Below are 14,370 nucleotides of genomic sequence, written 5' to 3' on the forward strand. Positions count from 1 at the left end.
GGCACGGGGGCTGGGGGCCGCTTCACGAGATCGACCCGACGACCGGGATCCGGAGGCGGCGACACGCCCGGACGCTCGTACCAGCGGGTCGCGGTCACGACCCGGCCGCGTTCGGTCCGGACGCGTCTGCGCTCCAGATACCCGGCGTCCTCCAGCTCGTTGAGGGCCCGGCCGATGACCATCTCGCCTTCGCGGAAGCGGCGGGTGAGGTCCTTGATGCCAATGAGGGCCCCGTCGGGCAGCGACTGGATGTACACGCCGAGGCCGATCGCGACGGCGGACAACTCGGGGTGCTGGGCGAGGTGGTTGCCGACGACAGTGAAGTTCGCGACGTGCCGGTGCCGGACATGAATCACTCCGGCTCGCGGCGACTCGCCGCGCGCGCACTCGTGCGCGCTAGACTGCGCTTCAGTCATTGGGAAGGTGTTGCTTCCTGGATGATCAGGCCCTCGTTCGGGAAGCCACTCCCGGCGGGGGCCGTCTTTGTTTGCGGTTGTCGGCGTGACCGTACCGCGCACTTCGCCGCATCTGCCATGCCTATCACCCGATGGGGTGACACACGCCCGGTTGGGTGGGTATTGGTTCTTTCCCAGTTTCTTTAACAGGACGTCGGGCTCGCGCAGTTCACGGCGTTCCGGGACGAGGAAACCCCGATCCGGTGGGACGGCTCGTCCAGCCGGGCCGTCTACCGCCTCTTGACGCGCCAACGCGTCCACGGCGAGCCTCATAGACGTCCGTAGAACCGGCAGGCCGACGGAGGCTGTCATGGCGCTACTGTTCATCGCGAAGGACCCGAACACCAACGGCACCCAGTGCCCCACGGCCTGGGTGGATGACGAAGCGCAGGAGATCGTCATCCAGGGCTGGAAGGCGGGGGAAGCGCTGTTGGTCGAGTGCCTGGAGTCGGGCCCCATTCCGGAGAGTGAAGCGGTGGTGCGGCTGCCGATCCGCATGGTGCCCGCCATCAGGGAGGCTTGTGATGTCGCAGACCGACTTGGCGTTCGCTGACCTACTGGCGAACACTCGACACTCCGCCGTCCACCTTGAGATGCGCGACTCCTACGGCATTGGCGAGGAGGCAGCCGAGTTCGAAGTTTGGCGCGCCGGTTGGCGGCCGTCCAGCGAACCGGGGACATGGTGGAACGACTTTCACACGATGGTGCGCGACGCCGTGGCGCGCGGTGTTGTGTTCCGCCGTGCGCGGGTCGTCTCAGAGCCGGTGAGCGACTACATCCGGTACGAACACAGCTGCACCTACCAGAACATTGAGGCGGGGGAGCTGGTGCGTTGGCTGCCTCGCCGCAATGCCTCGAACATCGCCCTCCCAGGCAATGACTTCTGGCTGTTCGACGAGCGGGTCATCATGTGGAACCACTTCACGGGAGACGGCGGGTCCGCCGGACCAGAGCTGGATGAGCGACCCGACGTGGCGAAGCTGTGCTCTACCGCCTTCGAGACCGTGTGGGAGCGGGCGACGCCCCACAAGGAGTACCGGATCTGATCAGCGAGCCCGAAAATGCCCACCCCACCCTCGTCCAGTGCCCAGGCAGCCCGGAAGGCCGTTGCCGACCGACTGAGGGAAATCCGCCGGGACGCCGGGCTGACCGCCAAGGAGGTGGCCCGGCGCGCCGGCTGGTACCCCTCCAAGGCGTCGCGCCTGGAAAACGCCGTGACGCCGCCATCCGACGCCGACATTCACGCATGGTGTGCCGCATGCGGGGCGGATGACGTCGCCGTGGACCTGATCGCCGCCTCTCGCTCCGCTGACAACATGTACGTGGAGTGGAGGCGGGTTCAGCGCACAGGGCTGCGCAGGCTCCAGGAGTCGTACGTCCCTCTCTTCGAACGCACCCGGGTGTTCCGCATCTACTGCTCGAACGTCATTCCAGGTGTGCTCCAGACCCATGCCTACGCCACGGCGCTCATGAGTGCGATCACGGATTTCCACGGCACCCCCAATGATGTCGCCGAAGCGGTCGATGCACGGCTGGCCCGATCGCACGTGGTCCGCGAAGGTAACCATCGCTTCGCGTTGCTGGTGGAGGAATCGGTCCTGCGCCACCGGGTCGGAGATGCCGAAACCATGGCGGGGCAGCTTGGATATCTACTGTCGGTGATGGCCTATCCATCCGTCTCTCTCGGAGTCATTCCCTTCTCCGCATCACGGCGCATGTGGATGATCGAGACGTTCAGCGTGTACGACGAAGACATGGCGCAAGTCGAACTGCTGACAGCGCAGGTGAACGTAACCGCTCCCACCGAGGTAGCCCAGTACCTGAAGGCGTTCGGAGAGCTTGCCGACCTCGCCGTGTACGGCGCCAAGGCGCGTGTCCTCATCACCTCCGCCGTGGACGCCCTCGGCTGACTCGCGTGGAACTTTGTAGAACCTCGTTGGGGTCCGCGTGGCCACGCCCCTAGCGTGTCGGCATGGCAAGCAGCGGAGAGCCGACGCCGGGCCGATCCTCGCGGGAGCGGCAGGCTTCGTGGGCGATATCGGTCCGTTCCCTGCGACCTGCCCAGCCGCCCGAGCACCACCCTTCCGAGGAGGTATGACGTGACCATCGTGGAAGAACGTCCCGCCGTCGACGCGGGAACCCTCGTCAGCACCGAGCTGCGCGAGACCATCGCCAGCGACGTTCGAGCGAAGTACGACCACATCACCGCCGACATGGCATACCGGGGTGTGGGGCAGATGCTGGCGTTCGTGGCCGCCAGCGCCACCAGTGAGAAGCCGCTGAGCCCGTCCCCGCTGGTGGATGACTTCTGGCACGCGTTCGTCCTGCGGACCAAGGCGTACGCCGACTTCTGCCAGGACACGTTCGGGAAGTTCGTCCACCACCAGCCCGGATTCCTGGACCGTGAGGAGCACGGCGGAGGCAAGGGACTGCGGGCGCGGACGGTGGGCGCCATCCAGGCGGCGGGATACGCGGTCGACCTGGAGTTCTGGCCGGAGTTGGACATCGCCGACTGCTCGCAGTGCCACGCCAACTGCCACAACAGCCCGAAGCACGCCACAGCACCTGGCGGTTGAGTCCGGCACCGACCCCTTGGCCGGCCGTACCGTCCGGTGCGGCTGGCCGTCCATCCGAGCACACGAGGAGAAGCGCATGACCGACACGACGGCGTGGGACACCTATGCCCGCATGAAGCCCGGTGGCCGGCGGGAGAAGAACGCCAAGGGTGAGACCACCTGGTTCAACTGGACCCAGTATCCCGACCACGGTCCCGGCATCGAGGTCTTGGGAGAGGCCGGGAAAGTGGCACTCCTGGAGCTGGGGTGCGGCTCAGGGGGGAACCTCGCTCATGCGGCCACCCTCGGACACCGCGCCGTCGGCGTCGACGTCTCCCCCATCCAGCTCAAGGCCGCCCGCGATCGGTGGGGTGGCCTGCCTGGTCTGGAACTGCACCAGCGGGGCGCGCTCGACTTCATGAGTGAGACCGCCGAGCGTTTCGACGCCGTGTACTCCGTCTTCGGCGCAATCTGGTTCACCGACCCGGGCCAGATGTTCCCCGCCATTCGCCAGATCCTCAAGCCGGGCGGAGTGCTCGCGTTCTCCCAGCGGCCCCCGGTCGAAGGCTGCTACGGCTGCCAGGCGTCGTACATCAATCAGGCCGATGACCCGAATCCCCTGGTCGTGAAGCGCTGGGACTACACCTCCGACATGTGGACCGGCCTCCTGAAGGAGCATGGGTTCCGCTATGCCCTGGCGAACGAGATCACTCCGCCGGAAGGCTGGAAGACCGGCACTCTCCTGGTCCGAGCCCTGGCCCCCGGCGATTGAGCCCACAGCCCCCTGGAGCGGGCCGCCTGCTCCACCACTCGGACGGGCCGTTCACGCCGGCTACTCCTTGCGGAATGTCGCCCCGATCACTCGCACCCTACGGGCCATGGCGGTCCCCTCTCGTTCACCGCCCTGGTGGTCGATCCGTCGCGCACCGCAGCGGCACGGTCGAGAAACACACCAGGGTGCTCCGCGCCCTTGGACCCTCAGTCCTCCGCCACCAGCACCGGCGTCGACTGCGTCAGTGTCTCGCCCCGGAAGAACGCCGGGCTGCGCCGTCGCATCAGCTCCATCAGCACCACGCCCAGGAGCAGCAGCCCCACCCCGATGGCGAAGACCGAGCCGACGCCGAGCACCGCGCTGCCGCTGCCATAGGCCGGGTTCCACATGTCGTGAAGCGTCTTGCAGAAGACCGCCGCGAGCAACAGTCCGCCCGTTAGCGGGAAGACGCCTTTGAAACACGCGTCCCGCACCGAATTCCGCAGCTCGTCCCGGAAGAACCACACACAGGCGAACGCCGTGATCGAGTAGTAGAAGCAGATCATCAGCCCCAGCGCGTAGATGGTGTCGACCAGTACGTTGCGGCTGAGGAAGCTCATCCCGGCGTAGAAGACCCCGGTGGCGACGCCCGCCGCGACCGTGGCCCGGCCGGGTGAGCGGAAGCGCGGGTGGATACGGGCGAAGGACGGCGGGAGCGCCTGGTAGGCGCTCATTGCGAGGACCGTCCGCGCCACCGGCAGGAAGGTCGTCTGGAGGCTTGCCGCGGCGGACGCGAGGACGGCCACGAAGAGCAGGACGCCCAGGGCGGGGCCCAGGACGGGGTCGGCGAGCGCGGCGAAGACGTTGTCGGCGGTCGCGGGGTCGCCCAGCCCGGGGCCCTTGTCGCCGACGCCGGCGAACATCTGGGCGGCGACGGCGGTCAGCAGGTACGAGCCCACCAGCACGACCATCGCCAGCAGCGCCGCGCGGCCCGGCGTCCGGGCGCTGCCCTCCGTCTCCTCGTTGACGGTCAGGCACGCGTCCCACCCCCAGTACATGAAGATGGAGAGCGAGAGCCCCGCCGTGAAGGCGCTGAAGGACTCGACCTCGAAGGGGTTCAGCCACGTCCACGAGAAGCCGAGGGAGCCGGAGCCGGGCAGGCCACCGCCGGTCCGCGCCTTCGTGAACGCCATGGCCACGAACAGGCCGAGCACGGCCAGCTGGAGCCCGACCAGCGTGTACTGCACCCCCTTGGTGGCGGTCATGCCGCGATAGCTGACGGCGGTCGCCGCGGCGATGAACACCAGGCACGTCACGACGTGGACGAGCCGGTCGCCGTCGAGGGCCGCGACGGAGTCGCTGCCGGTGAGCCGGCCGAGCAGCAGGTAGAAGAAGGACGTCGCGACGCCCGCGAGGTTCGACAGCACGATGATGGTCGCGATGACCAGGCCCCAGCCGCACATCCAGCCGACCCGGGGCCCGAAGGCCCGTACGGTCCAGGTGAAGGACGTGCCGCAGTCGGGGAGGGCCTTGTTGAGCTCGCGGTAGGCGAAGGCGACCAGCAGCATCGGGAGGAAGCCCGCGAGGAACACGGCGGGCATCTGCACCCCCGCCTTGCCCACGGTGGGGCCCAGGGTGGAGGTCAGGCAGTAGACGGGCGCGACGGTCGAGATCCCGATGACGGCGCTGCCCAGCAGGCCGACGGAACCGCCGCTCAGGCCCTTGGCCCGCGGTTCCCCGGCGTCACGGCCCGCGACGCCCCTTACCGTTTCTCCGGCCCCCGGCCGCGGCTGCACCTGAACCATGGCGAGGACGTTAAGCGCTGCTGTATCCGCATCCGGAGAACCGTCCTCCGAGAGCAGAGCCTTTAACTCCCATACCCGAACACGTAGTTGATCTTCCTAACGAAGGCCCCTGTCGCGTTACGACAGGTAACACCAAGGGGTAACCACGCCCCTCGCCGGGTACGGGAATCGCACCTCCGCCCCTTTTGTCCTGGTTCAAAATTTTCCCGTCCCGGGTCACGCGCCCGGCCCCGTCGCCACCGTCTCCGTGTCCCGTCCCGACCGCAGCACCCGCCCCGGCACCGCTCCCGTCACCACGTCGTGCCGGACGGTCTCCACGCCGTTGACGCGCACGCTCACCACCCCCACGGCCCGCGAGTCCAGCCGCGCCCCGTCGCCCGGCAGGTCCCGGACCAGCGTCGCCGGGCCCGCGTCGACGCGCTCGGGGTCGAAGAGGACGAGGTCGGCGTGGAGGCCCTCGGCGATCCGGCCGCGCTCGCGCAGCCCGAAGAGGCGCGCGGGCTCGTCGGTGAGCATCCGCACCGCCCGCTCCAGCGGCACCAGCTTCCGCCCGCGCAGACAGTCGCCCAGGAAGCGCGTCGGGTAGGGGGCGCCGCACATCCGGTCCAGGTGGGCCCCGGCGTCCGAGCCGCCCAGGAGGACGTCCTCGTGGTCCCAGGCGCGGCGGCGCAGCTCCCAGCTGGCGGGGTCGTTGTCGGTGGGCATCGGCCACAGGACGGTGCGCAGGTCGTCGGCGGCGCAGATGGCGACGAGCGTGGCGAAGGGGTCGGTGCCGCGCTCGGCGGCGATGTCCTCGACGACGCGGCCGGTGAGGCCGTCGTTCTCCGGCGCGTAGGTGTCGCCGACGACGTACCGGCCGAAGTCGGTGAGCCTGCGGAAGGGTCCGGCCTCCGGGCTCGCCGCGCCGCGCAGCAGCCGCTCGCGGACGGCCGGGTCGCCCAGCCGGTCGATCCGTTCCGGCAGCGGGAGCCCCAGGACCTCGCCCCAGCCGGGGAGGAGGTGGAGGGCGCAGAAGGTGCCCAGCGACATGTTCATGGGCGTGAGGATCGGCATGGTCAGGGCGACGATCCGGCCGCCCGCCGCGCGGGCCCGCTCACCGGCCGCCAGCTGGTGCGGCACCCGGCCGGGGACGGTGGACTCGATGGTGAGGACGTTCCAGTTCAGCGGGCGTCCGGCGGCGGCCGTCAGCTCCACGAGGAGCGCGCTCTCCTCCGCCGAGAAGTGGTCCAGGCAGCCGGAGACGATGGCCTCCAGCTGGGTGCCCTCGTGTTCGCCGACCGCGCGGGCGAGGGCGAGGAGCTCCTCGGGGCGGGCGTGCCGGGAGGCGACGGGCCGGCCGTCGCCGTCGGAGTGGGTGTTCGAGCGGGTGGTGGACAGGCCCCAGGCGCCGGCGTCCATGGCGTCGTGGAGCAGCGCGACCATCTGCCGTGATTCCGCCGCGTCGGGGGTGCCGCCGACGGCGGACGGGCCCATCGCGTACCGGCGCAGCGCGCAGTGGCCCACCATGAAGCCGGCGTTGACCGCGATCCGGCCGTCCAGGGCGTCGAGGAAATCGCCGAAGGAGGACCAGTCCCAGGGCGCGCCCCGCTCCAGGGCGGCGAGCGACATGCCCTCGACCTTGCTCATCATCCGCCGGGTGTAGTCGGCGTCGGCCGGGCGGCCCGGGTGGAGCGGGGCGAGGGTGAAGCCGCAGTTGCCGCCGACGACGGTGGTGACGCCGTGGCTCAGGGAGGGCGCGGCGTAGGGGTCCCAGAAGAGCTGGGCGTCGTAGTGGGTGTGAGGGTCGACGAAGCCGGGGGCGAGGACGAGCCCGGTCGCGTTCTCCTCGGTCCGGGCCCGGTGCCCGACCCGGCCGCCCGCCTTCACCCCGCCCGCGCCCCGGTCGATCAGCGCGATCCGGCCGTCCCGGATGCCGACGTCGGCGACGTACGCGGGACCTCCGGTGCCGTCGACGACGGTGGCGCGGCGGATGAGGTGGTCCAGCACGGTCGGGCTCCTCTCGCTCGGGGTTCCCGGGCGGGGCGCGGCCTCCCCGGGGCACGACGTTCGCGGGGCGCGGCGTTCGCGGGGCGCGGCCTCCCCGGGGCGCGGCGTTCGCGGGCGGACGGGACCGGGGCGGCGGCCCGGGAGGCGCCGCCCCGGGGCGTGGGGCGGCCGCTCAGGCGTGCCCGGCGGCCTGGCGGTAGCGCGTGGTGCGGTGGACCGGATCGGTGTCTATCTTCGGGATGACATGCTCGCCGATGAGCCGGAGGGTCGTCATCGTGTCCTCGTACGGGATGCCGATCGGCAGCCCGAAGGACAGCTGGTCGGCGCCCGCCTGCTCCCAGCGCTTGCACTGCCGGAAGACCTCGTCGGGGTCGCCGCAGATCATCAGCTCCTCGGCGATGAGCAGCTCGATGATCTCCTCGGTGTACTCCGGCAGCAGTTCGGGCCACCGGGGGATGCCCTCGGGGCGCGGGAACGTGTCGTGGTAGCGGAAGAGCAGCGACTGGAGGTAGTTGAGGCCGCCGCCCACCGCGATCTCGACGGCCTTGGCGTGGGTCTCCGCGCAGATGGCGGTCGAGGTGACCATGACGTTGTCATTGACGAAATCGCCGACGGGCCGGGCCTCCTTGACAGCGGTCTTGTAGGAGTCGACGACCCACTCCATGTCGGAGACCTTCTGGACGCTGAAGCCGAGGACGCCCAGCCCCTTGCGGGCCGCCATCGCGTACGAGGAGGGCGACCCGGCGGCGTACCACATGGCGGGGTGGGAGGGCCCGTACGGCTTGGGCAGGACCGTGCGCGGCGGCAGGGACCAGTGCTCGCCCGTGAAGCCCGGGTACTCCCCCGGGCGCCACATCCGGGGGAACTCGGCGATGCTCTCCTCCCACATCGCCCTGGTGGCGTCCATGTCGGTCACGCCCGGCAGGAAGCCCAGGATCTCGTGGCTGCCCGCGCCCCGGCCGGTGCCGAACTCGAAGCGGCCGCCGGAGAGGTGGTCGAGCATCGCGGCCTTCTCCGCGAGCTTCACCGGGTGGTTGACCTTCGGCAGCGGGTTGAAGATGCCGGAGCCGAGGTGGATGCGCTCGGTGGCGTGGGCGAGGTAGCCGAGGAAGACGTCATTGGCGGAGAGATGGGAGTACTCGTCCAAAAAGTGATGCTCGGAGGCCCAGGCGTACTTGAAGCCGGACTTGTCCGCCTGGACGACGTAGGCGGCCTCCTCCATCAGCGCGTGGTGCTCGGCCTGGGGGTCGGTGCGCGACCGGCTCGCCGGCACATAGCCCTGTACGAAGATCCCGAATTCCACGGAGGTCACCGCCCGCCTTCGCAGTTCCCGACGACTTTTTCTGACGACTTTTTCCGACGACCGTTTCTGACGCCTCGTCAGATCGATTGACGCGATGCGACTGTGGCACCGGCCACACGGACCGTCAAGGCCGCCGCGTACCGCCGGTCACACCGGCGCGCCTCCCGCCCAGAGCCCCTCCGGCGTGAGGCCGAGCAGCTCGATGGCGTTGCCCCGGACGACGCGCTCCACGACCTCCGGCGCCAGGTGCGTCATCTGCTCCTCGGCGACCTGCCGCGAGCGCGGCCAGGTGGAGTCGGAGTGCGGGTAGTCGGTCTCGTACAGCACGTTCCCCACCCCGACGGCGTCGAGGTTGCGCAGCCCGAAGGCGTCGTCGAAGAAGCAGCCGTACACCTGGCGGGCGAAGAGCTCGGAGGGCGGGGTGAGCACCTTGTCCGCGACGCCGCCCCAGCCGCGGTTCTCCTCCCACACCGTGTCCGCGCGCTCCAGGAGGTACGGGATCCAGCCGATCTGCCCCTCCGCGTACATCAGGCGCAGGCCGGGGAAGCGGTCGAGCTTGCCGGACATCAGCCAGTCGGCGAGCGAGAAGCAGCAGTTGCCGAAGGTGAGGACGGAGCTCACGGCGGGCGGCGCGTCGGCCGACGTGGAGGGCATCCGGGAGGAGGAGCCGATGTGCATCGCGAGGACGGTGCCGGTCTCCTCGCAGGCGCGCAGGAAGGGGTCCCACGCGTCGCCGTGGACGGACGGCAGGCCCAGGTGGGGCGGGATCTCGGAGAAGCAGACGGCGCGCACGCCGCGCGCGGCGTTGCGCCGCACCTCGGCGGCGGCGAGCTCCGCGTCCCACAGCGGCACGATGGCCAGCGGGATCAGGCGCCCGTGCGCCTCGGGGCCGCACCATTCGTCTGTCATCCAGTCGTTGTAGGCCCGTACGCACAGCAGGGCCAGCTCCCGGTCGGCGGCCTCGGCGAAGGTCTGGCCGCAGAAGCGGGGGAAGGTGGGGAAGCAGAGCGCGGACTGGACGTGGTTGAGGTCCATGTCGGCCAGCCGGTCGGGCACGCTGTAGGAGCCTGGCCGCATCCGCTCGTAGGTGATCCCCTCCAGCTTGATCTCATCCCTGGAGCATCCGACGGCGGTATCAAGCCGCGTGAGAGGACGGCACAAATCCTCATAGACCCACCAGTCCGCCTCCGGGCCGTCGTCACCCGGGGTGCCCATGACGGGCGCGAAGCGGCCGCCCTCGAAGCTCATGCCCTTCACCGGGGCCCTCACGATGCGTGGCCCGACGCCGTGGAATTTCGCCGGTAACCGGTTCCGCCAGACGTCGGAGGGCTCCACTGTGTGGTCGTCCACCGAGATTATCTTGGGGAAGCTCACCATGGCCGACACCGTAGCGCCGATCTGACGGTTCGTCAGGACAGTGCGGATCCGGCCCGTGGCCGGACGCTCGCGGACCGTACGGAGAGGGCCGGACCCCTGCTGACGTAGCAGCCCTGAACAAGGCAGACTGACCGGTGCGACCGAGCAGGACAGGCAGGGGGTCACCATGGCCGGGGATACAGGGCACGGGCAGGCGCTGCGCTTCACCGTGCTCGGGCCCGTCCGCGCCTGGCGCGGCGACGAGGCGCTGCACACCGGGTCACCCCAGCAGCGGGCGCTGCTGGCCGCCCTGCTGCTGCGCGGCGGGCGCACGGCCACCGCGCCCGAGCTCGTCGACGCCCTGTGGGGCGAGGAACCCCCGCACGCCGCCCTGGCGGCCCTGCGCACCTACGCCTCCCGGCTGCGGAAGGCCTTCGGCCAGGACGCGGACGCCCTGGTCAGCGAGGCGGGCGGCTATGCGATACGGGTCCCCGACGGCGGCCTGGACGCGGACGAGGCCGAGCGCCTGGCCGCCGACGCGGAGAAGTCCCGCGCGAGCGGCGACCGCTACCGCGCCCGCGACCTGATGAACCAGGCCCTGGCCCTGTGGGACGGCGAGCCGCTGGCCGGGCTGTCCGGCCCGTACGCCGACACCCAGCGCACCCGGCTGGAGGAGTGGCAGCTCACGCTCCTGGAGACCCGCCTCGACCTGGACCTGGAGGTCGGCGGGCACGCCGAGGCCGTCTCCGAGCTCACCGCGCTGACCGCCGCGTACCCGCTGCGCGAGCGACTGCGCGAGCTGCTGATGCTCGCCCTCTACCGCAGCGGCCGCCAGGCCGAGGCCCTCGCCGTCTACGCCGACACCCGCCGGCTGCTCGCCGACGAGCTGGGCGTCGACCCCTGCCCCGAGCTCTCCGAGCTCCAGCAGCGCATCCTCAACGCCGACACCGAGCTCAACGTCCACCCCACCGGCGACCGCCCCAGCCTCTGCCCCACCTTCATCCGGCCCGCGCAGCTGCCCGCCACCGTCCCCGACTTCACCGGGCGCGCCTCCTTCGTCCAGGAGCTCGGCGACCAGCTGGCCACGGCCGAGGGCAGCGTGATGGCGGTCTCCGCCGTCGCGGGCATCGGCGGCGTCGGCAAGACGACCCTCGCCGTGCACGTCGCGCACGCCGCCCGGCACCACTTCCCCGACGGCCAGCTCTACGTCGACCTCCAGGGCGCGGGGCCCGTGGTCGCCGAACCGGAGGCCGTGCTGGGGTCCTTCCTCCGCGCCCTCGGAATACCGGACTCCGCGATTCCGGACGGGATGGAGGAGCGCGCCGCCCTGTTCCGCTCCACGCTCGACGGACGCCGCGTGCTGACCCTGCTGGACAACGCGCGCGACGCCGCCCAGGTCCGCCCGCTGCTGCCCGGCAACGAGGGCTGCGCCGCGCTCGTCACCAGCCGCGTCCGCATGGTCGACCTCGCCGGCGCCCACCTCGTCGACCTGGACGTGATGAGCCCCGAGGAAGCCCTCGTCCTGTTCACCCGGATCGTCGGCTCCGAGCGCGTCAGCGCCGAACGGGACGCCGCCATGGACGTCGTGGCCGCCTGCGGCTTCCTGCCGCTCGCCATCCGCATCGCCGCCTCCCGCCTCGCCGCCCGCCGCACCTGGACCGTCTCCGTCCTCGCCCGCAAGCTCGCCGACGAACGCCGCCGCCTGGACGAGCTCCGGGCCGGCGACCTCGCCGTCAAGGCCACCTTCGAACTCGGCTACGGCCAGCTGGAGCCCGGCCAGGCCCGCGCCTTCCGCCTCCTCGGCCTCGCCGACGGCCCCGACATCTCCCTGGCCGCCGCGGCGGCCGTCCTCGACCTGGGCCTCGACGACACCGAGGAACTGCTGGAGTCCCTCGTCGACACCTCGCTCCTGGAGTCCGCCGCACCGGGCCGCTACCGCTTCCACGACCTTGTCCGCCTCTACGCCCGCGCCTGCGCCGAGCGCGACGAGCAGCCGCCCGCCGAGCGCGACGCCGCCATGTCCCGCCTGCTGGACTTCTACCTCGCGACGGCCGCCGGGGTGTACGTCCTGGAGCGCCCCGGCGACCAGCTGCTCGCGCACCTGACGCCGACCACCCACCCGGGCCTGACCTTCACCGACCGCGCGGCCGCCGGCGACTGGCTGTTCGCCGAGGCCGGCTGCCTGCTCGCCTGCGTCCGCCAGCACGCGACCGCCACCGGCGACACCCTGCGGCGCGCGGTCGACCTGCTGCTGGCCGCGAAGGACCTCGCCGAGTCCGGCGCCGACTCCCGCCAGTACGAGCAGGCGGCGTCGGCCCTGCTGGCCGCCGCCAAGGAGGCGGGCGACACACGGGCCGAGGGTCGCGCACGGACCGTGCTGACGCACGTGCTCAACTGGTCGGGCCAGTTCGACAGGGCCGATGAACAGGCCCGCCTCGCCCTGCTGCTGGGCCGCGCGCACGAGGACCCCGTCCCTTGCTGCTACGCCGCCAACAACCGTGGCATCACCGCCATCTACCAGCACCGTCACGAAGACGCCGAGGCCTACATCGGGCAGGCGCTGAACGCCTTCCGCGCCGACGGCAACCGTCCCGGCGAGGCGAGCGCGCTGAGCAACCTGTCACGGGTGTACCTGGACTCGGGGCGCGTCCAGGCCGCGGTGCGCCTCGCCGAGCAGGCCCTGGGCATCTACCGCGAGGTCAACGTCTCCTGGCGGCTGGCCAACGGGCTGTACGCGTACGGGCTGGCCCTCACCCGCGCCGGGCGCTACGAGGAGGCGCGGGCCCGCCTCGCCGAGGCCCTGACGGTGTTCCGCGAGAACCGTCAGCGGCTCTGGGAGGGCATGACCCTCTTCCGGACGGCGGAGCTCTACCTGACCGCGGGCAAGCCGGCCCAGGGCGCCACCCATGCCGAGCAAGCGCTGGTGCAGTTGCGGGGCATAGGAGGCGAATGGCGGCGCGGCAACGTGCTGACCGTGCTGGGCAGGTGCCTGGAGCAGCTGGGCCAGTCGGGCCGCGCGCACGCGTGCTGGACCGAGGCGCTGGCCATCTACGAGGCACTGGGCTCCTCGGAGGCCGCCGAGGTACGGACGCTGCTGGTGCCGGTGGCTGCGGCCTAGACACCAAGACGTACATTCCTGCACGCATTCCTGCATACATTCCTACGCCCGTCCGCCTGGAACCCGGCGGCACTTGGCGTAGTTGTAGGCGTGGAAGGCGTAGCCGCAGGCATGGAAGGCCCAGCCGTAGGCGTGGAAGGCCCAGCCGTAGGCGTGGAACGGGATGCCGGAGGGTCGCGCAGGATCGCGCCGACAGCCGCGTCCCGCGATGCCTTACCGACTTACCGGAGGTCGCAAACAAGCGGAACTAGCCCGCTTACGTGCCCGTTCATCGATCGTTTATCGTGACCCGTCAATCTAAGGGATGTCGATCCGTCGCGTCGGGGGGCAGACGGGTCGTAGGTGAGACCTTCACCTCAGGGCGAGCAGCCCTCACAACCCGTCCGGCGGCCCTCGGGGGAGTCGCCGGACGGGTTCTGCGATCCCTGACCGTCCCAACGACTCGCAATGCCAACGGGAGACAGCATCATGAGCGACGACAACAAGCTCAACCCGCCCATAGCGGCCACACCTCAGGACGACCACGCCAGCTCCGAGCCGATGAAGGCGAGGCTCAGCGCGGTGCCGACCGCCGAAGCCCTGATGGCCGACGGGCCTCTCACGCCGGCGGACGACCACGCCAGCACCCCCAAGCCGTACGTCCTGAACGACGACCATGCGAGCAGCCCCACGCCGTTCGTCCTCCAGGACGACCACGCGAGCGGGACGAAGCCCTGACGGTCGCCGCACAGTCGCCACGACCCTGATGGGCCGGCAGGCGTGATGCACCGGGGAGCTTCCGCCAGACATCGGCCGGAAGCTCCCGAACACCCGGCACTGCCGGGCCTCCCAGAGCCGACGGGGGAACGGGGGAACGGCTCCTGGGGGCGAAGGAACGGATCCCATTGCACAACGGAAACCGACCGGTACCTGATGACCGACTGGTACCTGAGGGAGAAATCCGGCGGGAAGGCCTGAGGGCTTGCAGGGGGCACGGGGGAACGGGGGAACCCGATGGCCGGCCTGCCGGACGCCGGATCCGGCGAATCGACGGGGAATCGA

At 70.7% G+C, this 14,370-nt stretch carries 11 protein-coding genes and 1 pseudogene; 7 read left to right on the plus strand and 5 right to left on the minus strand.

Annotated features, from left to right (window positions below; all coding sequences use genetic code 11):
• Window positions 1–416: pseudogene (locus tag K6I33_RS19495) on the minus strand (helix-turn-helix domain-containing protein); the annotation flags it as partial.
• A 349-nt stretch (window positions 417–765) separates the two neighbouring features.
• Between K6I33_RS19495 and K6I33_RS19500 the strand changes: the two are divergent.
• The 5 genes from K6I33_RS19500 (at window position 766) to K6I33_RS19520 (ending at window position 3,782) form a co-directional block, all read left to right on the plus strand.
• Window positions 766–1,008, plus strand: a complete 243-nt coding sequence (locus K6I33_RS19500; protein ID WP_229354161.1) for a hypothetical protein — start codon at window positions 766–768, stop codon at window positions 1,006–1,008.
• A complete protein-coding gene (locus K6I33_RS19505) occupies window positions 980–1,501 on the plus strand; it encodes a DUF6879 family protein (protein ID WP_229354163.1) in 522 nt (173 codons plus the stop codon). The genes K6I33_RS19500 and K6I33_RS19505 overlap by 29 nt, the downstream gene beginning before the upstream one ends.
• A gap of 15 nt (window positions 1,502–1,516) precedes the next feature.
• Window positions 1,517–2,365, plus strand: coding sequence for a helix-turn-helix transcriptional regulator (locus tag K6I33_RS19510; RefSeq protein WP_229354165.1), 849 nt, complete (start codon window positions 1,517–1,519; stop codon window positions 2,363–2,365).
• 189 nt (window positions 2,366–2,554) lie between these two features.
• The gene (locus K6I33_RS19515; RefSeq protein ID WP_229354166.1) at window positions 2,555–3,031 is read left to right on the plus strand and encodes a hypothetical protein; all 477 of its coding nucleotides are present in this window, start codon (window positions 2,555–2,557) and stop codon (window positions 3,029–3,031) included.
• A 76-nt stretch (window positions 3,032–3,107) separates the two neighbouring features.
• Entirely contained in the window at window positions 3,108–3,782 is a 675-nt protein-coding gene (locus K6I33_RS19520; protein ID WP_229354167.1) for a bifunctional 2-polyprenyl-6-hydroxyphenol methylase/3-demethylubiquinol 3-O-methyltransferase UbiG, read from the plus strand.
• Window positions 3,783–3,988: 206 nt separating this feature from the next.
• Here the strand turns inward: K6I33_RS19520 and K6I33_RS19525 are convergent, their stop codons facing one another.
• The 4 genes from K6I33_RS19525 to K6I33_RS19540 all read right to left on the minus strand — a co-directional run bounded on the left by K6I33_RS19525 (window position 3,989) and on the right by K6I33_RS19540 (window position 10,232).
• Entirely contained in the window at window positions 3,989–5,566 is a 1,578-nt protein-coding gene (locus tag K6I33_RS19525) for an APC family permease (RefSeq protein ID WP_229354168.1), read from the minus strand.
• A gap of 216 nt (window positions 5,567–5,782) precedes the next feature.
• A complete protein-coding gene (locus K6I33_RS19530) occupies window positions 5,783–7,552 on the minus strand; it encodes an amidohydrolase family protein (protein WP_229354169.1) in 1,770 nt (589 codons plus the stop codon).
• Between the two features lie 172 nt (window positions 7,553–7,724).
• Window positions 7,725–8,855: an LLM class flavin-dependent oxidoreductase gene (locus K6I33_RS19535; protein WP_229354173.1), complete on the minus strand. Its 1,131-nt coding sequence runs from the start codon at window positions 8,853–8,855 to the stop codon at window positions 7,725–7,727.
• A 147-nt stretch (window positions 8,856–9,002) separates the two neighbouring features.
• Window positions 9,003–10,232, minus strand: a complete 1,230-nt coding sequence (locus tag K6I33_RS19540) for an amidohydrolase family protein (RefSeq protein WP_229354170.1) — start codon at window positions 10,230–10,232, stop codon at window positions 9,003–9,005.
• A gap of 166 nt (window positions 10,233–10,398) precedes the next feature.
• Here K6I33_RS19540 and K6I33_RS19545 point away from each other — a divergent pair, with 166 nt between their 5' ends.
• Window positions 10,399–13,329 (plus strand): BTAD domain-containing putative transcriptional regulator, encoded by a 2,931-nt coding sequence (locus tag K6I33_RS19545; RefSeq protein WP_229354171.1) that lies wholly within the window; start codon window positions 10,399–10,401, stop codon window positions 13,327–13,329.
• Between the two features lie 468 nt (window positions 13,330–13,797).
• On the plus strand, window positions 13,798–14,046 hold the full coding sequence (locus K6I33_RS19550; RefSeq protein WP_229354172.1) for a hypothetical protein: 249 nt from the start codon (window positions 13,798–13,800) through the stop codon (window positions 14,044–14,046).
• Window positions 14,047–14,370: the final 324 nt, after the last annotated feature.

Source organism: Streptomyces sp. UNOB3_S3 (assembly GCF_020740895.1).
Taxonomy (GTDB): domain Bacteria; phylum Actinomycetota; class Actinomycetes; order Streptomycetales; family Streptomycetaceae; genus Streptomyces.

Excerpts from the sequence above, each read along its gene's own strand:
- K6I33_RS19500 (WP_229354161.1), top strand. The coding sequence starts at position 766 with ATGGCGCTACTGTTCATCGCGAAGGACCCGAACACCAACGGCACCCAG.
- K6I33_RS19505 (WP_229354163.1), top strand. The coding sequence starts at position 980 with ATGTCGCAGACCGACTTGGCGTTCGCTGACCTACTGGCGAACACTCGA.
- K6I33_RS19510 (WP_229354165.1), top strand. The coding sequence starts at position 1,517 with ATGCCCACCCCACCCTCGTCCAGTGCCCAGGCAGCCCGGAAGGCCGTT.
- K6I33_RS19520 (WP_229354167.1), top strand. The coding sequence starts at position 3,108 with ATGACCGACACGACGGCGTGGGACACCTATGCCCGCATGAAGCCCGGT.
- K6I33_RS19525 (WP_229354168.1), bottom strand. The coding sequence starts at position 5,566 with ATGGTTCAGGTGCAGCCGCGGCCGGGGGCCGGAGAAACGGTAAGGGGC.
- K6I33_RS19540 (WP_229354170.1), bottom strand. The coding sequence starts at position 10,232 with ATGGTGAGCTTCCCCAAGATAATCTCGGTGGACGACCACACAGTGGAG.
- K6I33_RS19545 (WP_229354171.1), top strand. The coding sequence starts at position 10,399 with ATGGCCGGGGATACAGGGCACGGGCAGGCGCTGCGCTTCACCGTGCTC.
- K6I33_RS19550 (WP_229354172.1), top strand. The coding sequence starts at position 13,798 with ATGAGCGACGACAACAAGCTCAACCCGCCCATAGCGGCCACACCTCAG.